General features: G+C 60.7%; 10 protein-coding genes. 4 read left to right on the plus strand and 6 right to left on the minus strand.

The genetic code is table 11. From position 1 onward, the window contains the following. Positions 1 to 4,868, plus strand: a 4,868-nt coding sequence (locus G7009_RS10490) for a beta strand repeat-containing protein (RefSeq protein ID WP_258197908.1), incomplete at its 5' end; no start/stop codon positions are given. Positions 4,869 to 5,208: 340 nt separating this feature from the next. On the opposite strand, the gene G7009_RS10495 is transcribed toward G7009_RS10490, so the two are convergent. The 3 genes from G7009_RS10495 to G7009_RS10505 form a co-directional block, all read right to left on the minus strand. Continuing rightward, positions 5,209 to 5,355: a hypothetical protein gene (locus tag G7009_RS10495; RefSeq protein WP_181129955.1), complete on the minus strand. Its 147-nt coding sequence runs from the start codon at positions 5,353 to 5,355 to the stop codon at positions 5,209 to 5,211. Positions 5,356 to 5,384: 29 nt separating this feature from the next. Then, on the minus strand, positions 5,385 to 8,090 hold the full coding sequence (gene mgtA / locus G7009_RS10500; RefSeq protein ID WP_181129957.1) for a magnesium-translocating P-type ATPase: 2,706 nt from the start codon (positions 8,088 to 8,090) through the stop codon (positions 5,385 to 5,387). Positions 8,091 to 9,066: 976 nt separating this feature from the next. Continuing rightward, complete coding sequence (locus G7009_RS10505) at positions 9,067 to 9,330, minus strand: accessory factor UbiK family protein (RefSeq protein ID WP_181129959.1); 264 nt, start codon at positions 9,328 to 9,330, stop codon at positions 9,067 to 9,069. Positions 9,331 to 9,732: 402 nt separating this feature from the next. Between G7009_RS10505 and glnK the strand changes: the two genes are divergently transcribed. The 3 genes from glnK (at position 9,733) to sutA (ending at position 12,220) form a co-directional block, all read left to right on the plus strand. Further along, positions 9,733 to 10,071 (plus strand): P-II family nitrogen regulator, encoded by a 339-nt coding sequence (glnK, locus tag G7009_RS10510; protein WP_002555808.1) that lies wholly within the window; start codon positions 9,733 to 9,735, stop codon positions 10,069 to 10,071. 41 nt (positions 10,072 to 10,112) lie between these two features. Then, positions 10,113 to 11,435: an ammonium transporter gene (locus G7009_RS10515; RefSeq protein ID WP_181129961.1), complete on the plus strand. Its 1,323-nt coding sequence runs from the start codon at positions 10,113 to 10,115 to the stop codon at positions 11,433 to 11,435. A 458-nt stretch (positions 11,436 to 11,893) separates the two neighbouring features. Further along, positions 11,894 to 12,220: a transcriptional regulator SutA gene (gene sutA, locus G7009_RS10520; protein ID WP_181129962.1), complete on the plus strand. Its 327-nt coding sequence runs from the start codon at positions 11,894 to 11,896 to the stop codon at positions 12,218 to 12,220. A gap of 111 nt (positions 12,221 to 12,331) precedes the next feature. Here the strand turns inward: sutA and G7009_RS10525 are convergent, their stop codons facing one another. From G7009_RS10525 to G7009_RS10535, 3 genes are read right to left on the minus strand one after another with little or no spacing between them, the layout of a single operon-like run. Next, positions 12,332 to 13,027: an HAD family hydrolase gene (locus G7009_RS10525; protein WP_181129963.1), complete on the minus strand. Its 696-nt coding sequence runs from the start codon at positions 13,025 to 13,027 to the stop codon at positions 12,332 to 12,334. After that, complete coding sequence (gene xerC, locus G7009_RS10530; RefSeq protein WP_181129964.1) at positions 13,024 to 13,923, minus strand: tyrosine recombinase XerC; 900 nt, start codon at positions 13,921 to 13,923, stop codon at positions 13,024 to 13,026. Before xerC ends, G7009_RS10525 begins: the two co-directional genes overlap by 4 nt. Further along, entirely contained in the window at positions 13,923 to 14,633 is a 711-nt protein-coding gene (locus G7009_RS10535; RefSeq protein ID WP_181129965.1) for a DUF484 family protein, read from the minus strand. Before G7009_RS10535 ends, xerC begins: the two co-directional genes overlap by 1 nt. Positions 14,634 to 14,644: the final 11 nt, after the last annotated feature.

Here is a 14,644-nt window from a genome sequence, read left to right on the forward strand (position 1 = left end):
CTGATGTGGCTGACAAGGTCTACGACGGCAGCACTGCCGCCGAGCTGAGCAATCTCGGCCTGGTAGGCGTAGTCGATGGCGACGAAGGCAAGGTCTCTGGTACCGGCACCACGGGTGCTTTTAGCGACAAGAATGCTGGCGCCGATAAATCGGTAATTGGCTCTGGGATCGCCCTGGCCGGTGAAGAGGCGGGCAACTATCGCTTCGATACCGACGCGCAAATCGGTGTGGCCGATATCGATCGCAAGGTCATTACCGGCATCGCTGATGTGGCTGACAAGGTCTACGACGGCAGCACTGCCGCCGAGCTGAGCAATCTCGGCCTGGTAGGCGTAGTCGATGGCGACGAAGGCAAGGTCTCCGGCACCGGCACCACGGGTGCCTTCAGCGACAAGAATGCGGGTACTGACAAGTCCGTGACTGGTGCCGGGATCGCCCTGGCCGGTGAAGAAGCGGGCAACTACCGTTTCGATACCGATGCGCAGATCGGTGTAGCGGATATCGACCGCAAGGTCATTACCGGCATCGCTGATGTAGCCGACAAGGTCTACGACGGCAGCACCGTGGCCGACCTGAGCAATCTCGGCCTGGTGGGTCTTGTCGATGGCGACGAGGGTAAGGTTTCTGGTACCGGCACCACGGGTGCTTTTAGCGACAAGAATGCTGGCGCCGATAAATTGGTAATTGGCTCCGGGATCGCCCTGGCCGGTGAAGAGGCGGGTAACTACCGCTTCGATACCGATGCACAAATCGGTGTGGCTGATATCGACCGCAAGGTCATTACCGGCACTGCTGATGTGGCTGACAAGGTCTATGACGGTGGTACTGCCGCCGAGCTGAGCAATCTCGGCCTGGTAGGTGTGGTCGATGGCGACGAGGGCAAGGTCTCTGGCACCGGTACCACGGGCACCTTCAGCGACAAGAATGCTGGCGCCGATAAATCGGTAATTGGCTCCGGTATCGCCCTGGCGGGTGAAGAAGCAGGCAACTACCGTTTCGATACCGACGCGCAGATCGGTGTGGCCGATATCGACCGCAAGGTCATTACCGGCATCGCTGATGTGGCTGACAAGGTCTACGACGGTGGCACTGCCGCCGATCTGAGCAATCTCGGCTTGGTAGGCGTAGTCGATGGCGACGAAGGCAAGGTCTCCGGTACCGGCATCACGGGCGCCTTCAGTGACAAGAACGCCGGTACTGACAAGTCCGTGACCGGTTCCGGGGTCGCCCTGGCCGGTGAAGAGGCGGGCAACTACCGCTTCGATACCGACGCCCAGATCGGTGTGGCCGATATCGATCGCAAGGTCATTACCGGCACTGCTGACGTAGCCAACAAGGTCTACGACGGCAGCACCGTGGCCGAGTTGAGCAATATCGGCCTGGCAGGTGTGGTCGATGGCGACGAGGGCAAGGTCTCTGGCACCGGCACCACGGGTGCCTTCAACGACAAGAACGCTGGCACCGCCAAATCGGTAACCGGTTCGGGCGTCGCCCTGGCGGGTGAAGAAGCAGGCAACTACCGTTTCGATACCGACGCGCAGATCGGTGTGGCCGATATCGACCGCAAGGTCATTACCGGCACCGCCGATGTGGCTGACAAGGTTTACGACGGCGGCACCGCGGCCGAGCTGAGCAGTATTGGCCTGGTGGGTATTGTCGATGGCGACGAAGGCAAGGTCTCTGGTACCGGCACTACGGGTGCTTTCAGCGACAAGAATGCGGGCACTGACAAATCGGTAACTGGCTCTGGGATCGCCCTGGCCGGTGAAGAGGCGGGCAACTATCGCTTCGATACCGACGCGCAGATCGGTCTGGCCGATATCGACCGCAAGGTCATTACCGGCACTGCCGATGTGGCCGACAAGATCTATGACGGCAGCACCGTGGCCGAGTTGAGCAATATCGGCCTGGCAGGTGTGGTCGATGGCGACGAGGGCAAGATCTCCGGCACCGGCACCACGGGGGCCTTCAGCGACAAGAACGCTGGTACTGACAAGTCCGTGTCCGGTTCCGGGATCGCCCTGGCCGGTGAAGAGGCCGGCAACTACCGTTTCGATACCGATGCACAAATCGGTGTGGCCGATATCGACCGCAAGGTCATTACCGGCACCGCCGATGTGGCCGACAAGGTCTACGACGGTGGCACTGCCGCCGAACTGAGCAATCTCGGTCTGGTGGGTATTGTCGATGGTGACGAAGGCAAGGTCTCTGGTACCGGCACCACGGGCATCTTCAACGACAAGAATGCTGGCGCCGATAAATCGGTAATTGGCTCCGGGATCGCCCTGGCCGGTGAAGAGGCGAGCAACTACCGCTTCGATACCGACGCGCAGATTGGTGTGGCCGATATCGACCGCAAGGTCATTACCGGCACCGCCGATGTAGCCGACAAGGTCTACGACGGCAGCACCGTGGCCGACCTGAGCAATCTCGGCCTGGTGGGTATTGTCGATGGTGACGAAGGCAAGGTCTCCGGTACCGGCACCACGGGCGCTTTCAGCGACAAGAATGCTGGTACTGACAAGTCCGTGTCCGGTTCCGGGATCGCCCTGGCCGGTGAAGAGGCGGGTAACTACCGCTTCGATACCGATGCACAAATCGGTGTGGCTGATATCGACCGCAAGGTCATTACCGGCACCGCCGATGTGGCCGACAAGGCCTACGACGGCAGCACCGCGGCCGAGCTGAGCAATATTGGCCTGGTGGGTATTGTCGATGGTGACGAAGGCGAGGTCTCCGGTACCGGTACCACGGGTACCTTCAGCGACAAGAATGCTGGCACTGACAAATCGGTAACCGGTTCCGGTATTGCCCTGGCCGGTGAAGAGGCGGCCAACTACCGTTTCGATACCGATGCGCAGATCGGTCTGGCCGATATCGACCGCAAGGTCATTACCGGCACCGCCGATGTGGCCGACAAGGTCTACGACGGCAGCACTGCCGCCGAACTGAGCAATCTCGGCCTGGTGGGTATTGTCGATGGTGACGAAGGCAAGGTCTCCGGCACCGGCACCACGGGCGCCTTCAGCGACAAGAACGCTGGTACTGACAAGTCCGTGACCGGTTCCGGGATCGCCCTGGCAGGTGAAGAGGCGGGCAACTACCGCTTCGATACCGACGCGCAGATTGGTGTGGCCGATATCGACCGCAAGGTCATTACCGGCACCGCCGATGTGGCCGACAAGGTCTACGACGGCAGCACTGCCGCCGAGCTGAGCAATCTCGGCCTGGTAGGTGTGGTCGATGGCGACGAGGGCAAGGTCTCTGGCACCGGCACCACGGGTGCCTTCAACGACAAGAATGCGGGCACTGACAAATCGGTAACCGGCTCTGGAATCGCCCTGGCGGGTGAAGAGGCGGGTAACTACCGCTTCGATACCGACGCGCAGATCGGGGTGGCCGATATCGACCGCAAGGTCATTACCGGCACCGCCGATGTGGCTGACAAGGTCTACGACGGCAGCACTGCCGCCGAACTGAGCAATCTCGGTCTGGTGGGTATTGTCGATGGTGACGAAGGCAAGGTCTCCGGCACCGGCACCACGGGCGCCTTCAGCGACAAGAACGCTGGTACTGACAAGTCCGTGACCGGTTCCGGGATCGCCCTGGCGGGTGAAGAAGCGGGTAACTACCGCTTCGATACCGACGCGCAGATTGGTGTGGCCGATATCGACCGCAAGGTCATTACCGGCACCGCCGATGTGGCCGACAAGGTCTATGACGGTAGCACTGCCGCCGAACTGAGCAATCTCGGCCTGGTGGGTATTGTCGATGGTGACGAAGGCAAGGTCTCCGGCACCGGCACCACGGGTGCCTTCAACGACAAGAACGTTGGCACCGCCAAATCGGTAACCGGTGCGGGCGTCGCCCTGGCGGGTGAAGAGGCAGGCAACTACCGCTTCGATACCGACGCCCAGATCGGGGTGGCTGATATCGAGCGCAAGACCCTGAGTGGCACTGTAATAGTCGACAGCAGACCCTTTGACGGTACAGTGCTTGTGCCCATCCAGAGCATCTTGCTGGAAGGTGTGATCGGCGCAGAGGATGTCAGCGCTTCTGCCAAGGGTGTCTATCTGACCCCATCGGCGGGCGGGGGCAAGACGGTCAGCCTCTCTGAGGTTGTACTGTCAGGTGCCGATGCTGGCAATTACCGTGTCGATCCCGCGCTTCTTCTGGGGCAGGGTGTCATCGAGCCGAGCCAATACACCCCGGTTGGGCTTATTGTGGAACCACAAGGGACCAATGGCACGGCCCGCATCATTGACCGCACCAGGACACTCACGCTCGATCAGCCATTCGTGAACAGTCCGGTGTCGAGCACCGCGCTGTACACCAATGCGACGGTGCCTGCTGCAGAACCTGGGCAGGGGGCGGCCGTGCTACTCGACACGATACTGAGCAGCAATGGTCGATTCAGCCTGGCGTTATCCGAGCAGCCTGCGCAGCATGCATTGGAAAGCACATTGGGACTGTACCGAGTCGAATCAGGCGCACGGCCAGAGGGCAGAGGCAGTTACCGGGCCACGGATCTGGGTAACAGCATCACGCTGGAGCCAGCCGAAGCCATGACTGAAGCTGTGCCCAACCTGTCCGGTTCGAACTCGGGCTGGGCGAGCGCAACGGTGCCCGATAGCAACGGCGGATCGCTCTCGGTCAAAGTCATGCTCTTCAGCAACGGCACCCTATGGGTTACCGTGCCTGTCCAAGGCGATGCCAACTCCGATGAGGAAGTGGCAAGCTATGGATTGGCAGTGGCCAAGATGCGCCTGAATGCCACTGTGCCGGGTATCAAGACGGTGGTCGTTGAGCGCGGCGAAGGCCATGGCGCAACGTCCGCACCTGCGGGGTACACCGTGGCAAGGCGCTGATAGAAGTTATCGGAGCTAGCTGAAAGAAAGGGAGCCTTAGGGCTAATGCTTGTCAGTTAAGGCCAATGGGGCTGCTTCGCATCCCTTCGCGGGCAAGCCCGCTCCCACAAGAAGTGCGCAGCTTCTGAATTCAGCGCTCAACTTGTGGGAGCGGGCTTGCCCGCGAAGGGGTGCGAAGCAGCCCCAATTGCAGATTGCGGGGCTTAACTGACTGGCATTAGCCTTGGGGCTCCCTTTCTTTTTCGAGATGAACATCAGCAGCGTGTACTGAGCTGTCATCCCGCTCAAGGCCACATCAGCAATGTAAGCAGACCTGTCGGAAACTGCCGACTGGCGGTCGTTACATCCCCATAAGCAGCAACACGCTAGTCAGCAACAGCAAGCTGGTCATGAACAGCATGTTTCGACGTACCCTTCGGGCATACACGGGTGGCAAGCCCCAGGCCAGGCTGAAGACGCTCCTTGCGTCGTTGCGATCATCTTTCATCGATCACCTCAATGGCGCGGCGGCGCCTTTCAGAACCACTGGCCAAAGCGCCGGATATACAGTGTCTTCATGGCCTGCGCGACTACGCAGTAGCTGAGCAGCGTGCCAACCAGCCATGGGAAGTATTCCCAAGGCAGCGGTACTAGGCCGACCATCGCGCCCAGCGGCGAGAATGGAATGTAGATACCCAGGCACATCACCAGTCCGGTCGCCAGGATCACCGGCCACGCCGCCGTGCTCTGGAAGAAAGGAATCTTCCGTGTGCGCAGCATGTGCACCACAAGCGTCTGCGAAAGCAGGCCTTCGATGAACCAGCCGGATTGGAACAGCGCCTGCATTTCCACGCTGTTGGCGGCGAACACGAACCACATCAGCGCGAACGTGGTGATGTCGAAGATCGACGAAGTCGGACCGATCCACAGCATGAACCGACCGATATTCTTCGCATCCCATTTGCGCGGCTTGCTGATGAACGACTTGTCCATCTTGTCCCACGGTAGCGAGAGCTGGGAGAAGTCGTACATCAGGTTCTGCAACAGCAGATGGATCGCCAGCATCGGCAGGAAGGGGATGAAGGCGCTGGCCACCAGCACCGAGAAGACATTGCCGAAATTGGAGCTGGCCGTCATGCACAGGTACTTCATGATGTTGCCGAAGGTCTCACGGCCCTTGACGACACCCTCTTCGAGCACCATCAGGCTCTTTTCCAGAAGAATGATATCGGCTGACTCCTTGGCGATATCGGTGCCACTGTCCACCGAAATACCGACGTCGGCATCACGCAGGGCAGGGGCATCGTTGATGCCGTCGCCCAGGAAACCGATCGTGTGCCCATTGGCTTGCAGCGCCTTGAGTACGCGCGACTTCTGCAGCGGCGTCAGCTTGGCAAAGACCGTGTGCTCCTCGACCTGCGCCGCGAGCGTGGCGTCATCCATCCTTTCGATAGCCTGACCGAGCACCGGACTACCGGGTTCGAGGCCCACCTGACGGCAGATCTTGCTGGTGATGACTGCGTTGTCACCGGTAAGTACCTTGATCGCGACGCCCTTGTCTCGCAGCGCGGCAATGGCCGGTTGCGCCGTGTCCTTGGGCGGGTCGAGGAAGGTCAGGAACCCACGGACGACCAGTTCATGTTCATCGCTCGCTTCATACTGTTCCTTGCGCTCGGTGCCAGGGATTTCCCGAGTAGCGAGCAGCAGCACGCGCAAGCCGTCCTCGCTGTAGCGTTCGGCGATTTCCAGCAAGGCCGACCGGCGCTGCTCATCCAGGGCGACCAGCCGTCCTCCTTCTTGGACGTGGCTGCAAATGGCCAAGGTTTCCTCGACGGCGCCTTTGCACACCATCAGATGATCGCCCAGGGCATCGCTGACGATCACCGAAAGGCGGCGACGCACGAAGTCGAACGGCAGTTCATCGATCTTGCTGTAGGCAGAGGGCTGGACGAAATCAGGATGATCGGATGCGAACCGCACCACCGCCTGGTCCATCAGGTTCTTCAGGCCACTCTGATAGTGACTGTTGAGCCATGCCAGCTCCAGGACCGAATCGTCGCCCTGGCCCATCGAATCGACATGGTGCTCGAGAATGATCCGGTCCTGGGTCAAGGTGCCGGTCTTGTCGGTGCACAGGACATCCATCGACCCCAGGTTCTGAATGGCATTGAGGCGCTTGACCACTACCTTGCGGTGAGCCATGGCCACGGCGCCCTTGGCCAGGTTGGCGCTGACGATCATCGGCAGCATCTCAGGGGTCAACCCGACCGCCACCGCGAGCGCGAAGAGGAAAGCATCGCTCCAGTCACCCTTGGCGAAGCCATTGAGCAGGAAGACGATGGGCACCATGACCAGCATGAAGCGAATGAGCAGCCCACTGACGCTGTTGACGCCGCGGTCGAAGGCCGTCTGGCGACGTGCGCCGCTCATGCTTCTGGCCAGGGAACCGAAATAGGTGCGTGACCCCGTTGCCACCACGACGGCCCGTGCTCGACCACTGATCACATTGGTGCCCATGAAGCAGATATTCGACAGATCGAGCAGGTCTTGCTGCTGTGCGTCTTCGGCATGGACGGTCTTCTGGGCGACGCTGCCAAGGGTGTCGTATTTTTCCACCGGAAGCGCTTCGCCCGTGAGCACGGCCTGACTGATGAAGAGGTCGCGGGCATCGAGCAGGCGGATATCGGCGGGGACCATGTCACCGGCCGACAGCTGCACGATGTCACCGACCACCAGCTCGGTCATGGGCACCTCGCGCAGGGTGGCCGGTTGGCCCATCTGCTGGCGCCGCAATACCGTGCACGTGGTGCGCACCATGGCCTTGAGCGCCTCGGCGGCCTTGTTGGAGCGGTACTCCTGCCAGAAACGCAGCAGGCTGCTGAGGCTGACCATGGTCATGATGATGATGACCTTGGTCAGATCGGCTTCGTCGACTTCGCCGGCGTTGACCGGTAGCCAGTAGTCGGTGACGAAACTGATGCCCGCCAGGGTCAGCAGGACGTAGATGAAGGGGTTGTGCAAGGCCTTGAGTAGTTGCAACCAGGCAGGCGGCGCCTTGTCGTGGGCTACCTCATTGACGCCATCGCGGATCAGGCGCTTGCCTGCTTCACGTTCGTGCAGGCCGTGAACGGAGGCATCGAGGTTGGCCAGCGTGACGCCCAGTGCATTGCGTGCCTCGCGGGCGGCACGCATGGAGAGTCGAGCGGTTCGATGGGTGGACGTGGTGCGTTCTTTTACGGTCATTTCTGTGCTCCTGCCGCTGGGGCGGCACGACACACAGTCGACTCGCCATGGGCGTGGGCGAGCGAAGGCATGTCGGTTCGCTAGTGCAAAGGATGAAAGTCTTTGTGATGAATATAGGTGCTGGTTCGCCGTCGCTGTTTGAACAGAGGAATGACGGCGAACAGGCTACTGGCGGTTTCCATGATTGATATTTCCTTATATGCAACAGACGAAAGAGTTCGTCGAACTTCAAGGGAAAGTTCGAGTTGAGGTAGTGTCGGATTTATATTGAGCAGGAGCCGATAAGCGCGTTAATTCAGCACCGGATCAACCGCTTGATAAAACTTCGACTCGGAGGTTCCCGTTGCTCGTCACAGACCCAGCTCATCCGAAGATGACCTGCGGACAAGCGCCACGCGGCGCGCGGAGGACGATGAGGTCGAATGGTAGCAGCGGGCGTGTCTGAAGCTGCGCTGCAGGCAGCAGGCCGTGCGGGAGCGGGCCGGAGCGAAGTACCCATCCATAGACGGGAGAGTAAGGACGATATGAAGTTCATGTGCTTGCCTCGCGACCGGAAGGGCGCCGATGGAGGCAAGCCACGCGGAGCATCAGGCTCTGGCGTACCTTGCCCGGCTTCGGGAGCGGGTCCGGTAATCGATTTCAGGTGCCTGACTGTGCCGAGAGGCGACAGCCAGGCTGCGTCTAGATGCTGTGTCCATTGAGTTCTTCAGTAAATGAAAAGAGGCCCTTGCTAAAGGCAGGCGAACTTTATAAAAGAGGGAGTATCAAGTCAATCGAATGGAGAGTAAATAAGCGGGATATCCTCCCAAACAGCGTCTGAAAATCTTGTAGGATATTTCCCGGAACAGTTTGAAGCGTTCAACAAGCAGTGAAAAAAGTAAGTTTAAACCGAAGGCATGGACGACAGCAGGGAGAATACAACTCGCCTGCCGTGCCAGAAGAGAGAGTTCGCATCTAGCCAAACGTGTTTCGACTATCAGTCCTGGACGGGCGGGTTGAACTTGGCATCCAGTTCGGCAACCTGCTTTTCCAACGCTTCAAGACGGGCGCGAGTGCGCGCGAGGACCACCATCTGGCTGTCGAATTCTTCTCGGCTGACCAGGTCCAGCTTGCTGAACGCGCTCTGCATCAAGGCCTTGAACTGACTTTCGAGGTCGCCACGGGGCTGGGCAGTATCGCCATTGAACAGGCGCGAGGCCTGGTCGCTCAGGGCATCGAGAAAAGCTTTGGGCGCGAGCATGGTCGGCATTCCGCAGGTCGTTGAAAGGACTTCAGTGTATCACGTGGGTTCAAAGGCTCGCCGCGCACGCTTTTCGCGCATGTCGGCAACACGTCGTGCACTGTAAGTGTGCGCGGTGCCAGTAATGGCGACTGGCCAAGGCTGCGAAGTTTAATCAACTCCTTGTATTCAGGGATTTTCTTGGAGCTGGCAAGGATTCTGCAAAGACCTGAGTGAGCCATGCACTGATGCAGTCCCTTGTGACCAGGCAGTGTGCAGGCAGAGGGGTCCTTCGTTTACAGCCAGATTGCGTGTCGGCCAGGAGGATTGAGCCGACGACGCGTTACAAAGCCAGGCGCTGCGCTTAGACTTGAGACGGGTTTGTTTTCCTGGGGCAAGTCCACCAATTCGGGAGAGAGTTTCATGAAACTAGTCACTGCCATCATCAAGCCGTTCAAGCTGGACGACGTGCGCGAGTCGCTGTCGGAAATCGGCGTGCAGGGCATCACCGTAACCGAAGTCAAAGGCTTCGGTCGGCAGAAGGGCCACACCGAGCTGTATCGCGGCGCAGAGTACGTAGTCGACTTCCTGCCCAAGGTGAAGATCGACGTTGCCATCGACGACAAGGACCTGGATCGAGTGATCGAAGCCATCACCAAGGCTGCCAATACCGGCAAGATCGGTGACGGCAAGATCTTCGTGGTCAATCTGGAGCAGGCGATTCGCATCCGTACCGGCGAAACCGATACCGACGCAATCTGACCCACGCCTCACCAAACCCCAAAGCCCCAGGAGATAACAACATGACTCTGCGTAAGATCGCAGGGCTAGGAGCCCTTTTGTCCCTCGTAATGCCGGGTCTCGCCCTGGCGGAGGAGGCAACCCCCACGCTGAACGCCGGCGACACTGCCTGGATGCTGACGGCCACAGCCCTGGTGCTGTTCATGACCATCCCCGGCCTGGCCCTGTTCTACAGCGGCATGGTGCGGTCGAAGAACGTGCTGTCGGTCATGATGCAATGTTTCGCGATCACCGGCCTGATGAGCATCCTGTGGATGGTCTATGGCTACAGCCTCGCCTTCGATACCACGGGCATGGAAAAGGGCGTCCTCAATTTCAACTCCTTCGTTGGTGGCCTCTCCAAGGCATTCCTCAATGGCGTCACGCCTGACAGCCTGACCGCCGCCTTCCCGGAAGCCGTCTTCATCACCTTCCAGATGACCTTCGCCATCATTACCCCGGCCCTGATCGTCGGTGCCTTCGCCGAGCGGATGAAGTTCTCCGCCATGCTGGTGTTCATGGCCATCTGGTTCACTCTGGTCTACGCCCCGATCGCACACATGGTCTGGAGTGGTGACGGTGCGCTGATGTGGGACTGGGGCGTACTCGACTTCGCCGGTGGCACCGTGGTGCACATCAACGCGGGTATCGCTGGCCTGGTGGCCTGCCTGGTACTGGGCAAGCGCAAAGGCTATCCCACCACGCCGATGGCACCGCACAACCTGGGCTACACTTTGATGGGCGCGGCCATGCTGTGGATCGGTTGGTTCGGTTTCAACGCAGGCTCCGCCGCCGCCGCCAATGGCACCGCCGGCATGGCCATGCTGGTGACCCAGATCGCGACCGCCGCTGCGGCCCTGGGCTGGATGTTCGCCGAGTGGATCGGCCACGGTAAGCCAAGTGCCCTGGGCATTGCCTCGGGCGTGGTCGCCGGTCTGGTCGCCATCACGCCGGCCGCCGGTACCGTCGGCCCGATGGGTGCCCTGGTGATCGGTCTGGCCTCGGGTGTGATCTGCTACTTCTGCGCAACCACCCTCAAGCGCAGGCTCGGCTACGACGACTCCCTGGATGCCTTTGGCGTACACGGTATCGGTGGCATCATCGGTGCGATCCTTACCGGCGTATTCGCGGCACCTGCCCTGGGCGGCTTCGGTGAAGTCGTCGACATCGGCGCCCAGGTCTGGATTCAGGCCAAAGGCGTGATCTTCACCGTCGTCTACACCGCTATCGTCACCTATATCATCCTCAAGGTACTGGATCTGGTGATGGGCCTGAGGGTTACCGAAGAAGAAGAGTCGGTCGGTCTCGACCTGGCGCAGCACAACGAACGCGGCTACAACCTGTAACTGCGAAGACAAAAAATGGCCCGGTTCGCCGGGCATTTTTTTGCCTGAATTTTGCCGTTTTTCCAGAGTACGGACAGTTTCCTGGATGCGTTTTTGCAACCTGGGCCAGGCGCCTTTGCCGCAGGGCGAAAACTTACAGCGCGTCGGACACGTTCGAAGCTTTGTTTTTTCTACGGGCACGCTAGAATGCGCGCCGGAGGGTACTGGATACGCTGTCCGCATACCTGCTCGCCCTTTGCCAGTCATGCGGGCGAGGCGAGACCGAGCCTTCCGGCGTAGCTATCGATTTGGTCAGGGCCTGCCAGGAGCAGGGTCTGCAAGACACTACCTCACATCATGAGGTGGCTGTCACGGACAGTGAGCGACTCACGGTCCGTTTGAATTTTTTCTGGTGGTTGCCGGTCTACGGCGTCACTGGTCTATAACTAACCTGCTTTTCGCAAGTCATGAGGTAGAACATGAGCGACGACGATCTGGAAAACGATGACCTCGAAGTAGGCGACGAAGACGAGGCTGATGATGGCCTCGGAGCAGCGGCTGATGATGTAGCGGAAGACGCGGGCGACGACGATACCCCCGTTCCGGCTGCCAAAGGCAAATCCAAGGCGGCGGTCTCGGTCGACGAGATGCCGAGCATGGAAGCCAAGCAGAAGGAGCGTGACGCGTTGGCCCGGGCGATGGAAGAGTTCCTGAACCGCGGCGGCAAGGTCCAGGAGGTCGAACCCAACGTGGTGGCCGACCCGCCCAAGAAGCCGGACAACAAGTACGGTAGCCGCCCTATTTGAGTGGCTGCGCCCACAGAAGAGCCCGCCGTCGCTGCGGGCTTTTTTGTGGTCAGCCAGCCACGCGAAGTGGCCGGCGCCTGCATGTCCTCGCCCGAGGCTGAACCCTTGCGCTCAGCGCCAGCCCGCCAATACATCCGGTAGCTGTGACAGGCGCTGGATCTCGGCATCCGGTAGTGTCTCGGCCGTCCAGGCCTTGCCCCGAGGGTTGAACCACACCGCTCGCAAACCGGCACGCTGGGCGCCGGCGATGTCATCGCCCGGATGGTCTCCCACGTGCACCGCGGCATGAGCTTCCACGCCTCCACGACGCAAGGCTTCCAGGAACGGTGCCGGATCAGGCTTGCCGATCCCCAGGTCCTCGGCGCACAGGGCGAAGGCAAAATAATCCGCCAGGCCCAGGCGGCCCACATCGGCATTGCCATTGGTCACCACGCCGAGCACGTATTGCTGGCGCAGGATCTCCAGCATCGGTTGCACTTCGGGAAAGACTTCGATCTGGTGCCGTGCATGCAGGAACACTTCGAACCCTTCATCGGCCAGCGTCTGGGCCTGAGGTCCGCTGTAGCCCACCTCTTCCAGCGCATGGAACAGCACACGGCGGCGCAGGGCGCTGATGCGGTGCTTGAGGTCGGGATCGGCCTGAACCAGGCGCTCGCGGATGGCGAACAGGTGCTCGACGGGAACACCCCCGAGGATGGGCGCATTGACCTCCAGCCAGTCGCGCAGGACGATCTCGGCGCTGCTGATGACCGGCGCGGTGTCCCACAAGGTGTCGTCCAGGTCGAAGGTGATCAGCTTGATGCTCATGAGTCTGTGCCTTTGCTGCGTTTGGCCCGTGGGTGGGCGCTGTCGTAGACCGCGGCTAGGTGCTGGAAGTCCAGGTGGGTATAGACCTGCGTCGTGGTGATGTCGGCATGGCCAAGCATCTCCTGGACAGCACGCAGGTCCTGGGAAGACTCGAGCAGGTGGCTGGCGAAGGAGTGGCGGAGCATGTGCGGGTGCAGGTGCTGGCCGAGCTCGCGCTCGCCCGCGACCTGTACGCGCTGCTGAATGGCTCGAGGGCTGAGACGCCGGCCCTGACGGGTGACGAACACCGCCTTGTCCTGTGGAGCGCTGATCCCACGCAATTTCAGCCATTCCTGCAACGCTTCACGGGCCTTGCGGCCCACAGGCAGGATGCGCGACTTGCTGCCTTTGCCATGGACCTGGACCAGGCCGGCCGAAAGATCCAGCTGGTCCAGGTCGAGACCGGTCAGTTCCGAAAGGCGCAGGCCCGAGGAATAGAAAAGTTCGAGAATGGCCTGGTCGCGCCGCGCGATGAAGTCGTCATCCACCGCGCCGTCCAACAGCTGCAAGGCACGGTCCGTGTCCAGTACCTTGGGCAGGCGCCGCTCGCCCTTGGGGGCCGACAGGCCACTGGCCGGATCGTGGTGGCAAATGCCCTCGCGATTCAGGTAGCGGTACAACCCGCGCACCGCGGAGAGCAGCCGCGCCAGGCTGCGAGCGGACTGGCCGTGATGATGCAGGCGCGCTACCAGCTGACGCAGTTGCTGGATCTGCAACGCGTTCCAGCTATCGAGCCCTTCGCTTTGGCAGTACTCCAGGACCTTGCTCAGGTCGCGGCGATAGGCCAGCAAGGTATGCGCGGACACCTGGCGCTCGCTGCGCAGGTACGCGCAATAAGCTTCCAGCTGGCTGTCCATCAGCGCACCGAACGCAGGGTCTGGGTAAAGCGCGGAACCACGCGGCCGAGAACCTCGGCGATGTAGCTCAGGAACAGGGTGCCCACGGTGCTCTTGTAATGCTGCGGATCCCGGCTGCCGATAGCCAGGACCCCGTGCAAGCCTTGGTAGTCCAGGGTAGCCACGGCGCTGGAGCCGACCTGCTTGCGTTGTTCCTCGCCGAACAGGAACGCCAGCTCATGGTCACGCAGATTGCCACTGACGGTCTTGCCGTTGCCCAGCAGCCCGCCAATGGCCTGATGCGCCTCGGCACTGTTGACCCAACGCCCGACCGGCGTGGCGTTCTCGCCGAACAGGATCAGGCTGACGAAAGGCACCTGGAATTCCTGGCGCAGGCTGTCCTCGACCGCCATGACCACTTCTTCCAGGCTGTTAGCATCGAGCAGATCCAGGATCAACCGACGCGTCTTGTCGAACAGCCGGTCGTTGTCCCGTGCCACGTCCATCAGTTGCGACAGGCGATGGCGCATTTCGATGTTGCGATCGCGCAGCAGCTTGAGCTGACGCTCCACCAACGACACACTATCGCCACGTTCATGGGGAATCCGTAGTTCGCCGAGCAGTTCATCACGATCGGCAAAGAACGTCGGGTGGGCTCGCAGGAACGCCACCACGGCCTCTGCATCGAGGTCGAAGGGCTGCTCGGTTGGAACCTTGGGCTTATCGGTCATGGCGGTTACTC

Source organism: Pseudomonas capeferrum (genome assembly GCF_013523055.1).
GTDB classification, from domain to species: domain Bacteria; phylum Pseudomonadota; class Gammaproteobacteria; order Pseudomonadales; family Pseudomonadaceae; genus Aquipseudomonas; species Aquipseudomonas capeferrum_A.

Coding starts and splice junctions, on each gene's coding strand:
- G7009_RS10495 (WP_181129955.1), bottom strand. CDS start 5,355: ATGAAAGATGATCGCAACGACGCAAGGAGCGTCTTCAGCCTGGCCTGG.
- mgtA (WP_181129957.1), bottom strand. CDS start 8,090: ATGACCGTAAAAGAACGCACCACGTCCACCCATCGAACCGCTCGACTC.
- G7009_RS10505 (WP_181129959.1), bottom strand. CDS start 9,330: ATGCTCGCGCCCAAAGCTTTTCTCGATGCCCTGAGCGACCAGGCCTCG.
- glnK (WP_002555808.1), top strand. CDS start 9,733: ATGAAACTAGTCACTGCCATCATCAAGCCGTTCAAGCTGGACGACGTG.
- G7009_RS10515 (WP_181129961.1), top strand. CDS start 10,113: ATGACTCTGCGTAAGATCGCAGGGCTAGGAGCCCTTTTGTCCCTCGTA.
- sutA (WP_181129962.1), top strand. CDS start 11,894: ATGAGCGACGACGATCTGGAAAACGATGACCTCGAAGTAGGCGACGAA.
- G7009_RS10525 (WP_181129963.1), bottom strand. CDS start 13,027: ATGAGCATCAAGCTGATCACCTTCGACCTGGACGACACCTTGTGGGAC.
- xerC (WP_181129964.1), bottom strand. CDS start 13,923: ATGGACAGCCAGCTGGAAGCTTATTGCGCGTACCTGCGCAGCGAGCGC.
- G7009_RS10535 (WP_181129965.1), bottom strand. CDS start 14,633: ATGACCGATAAGCCCAAGGTTCCAACCGAGCAGCCCTTCGACCTCGAT.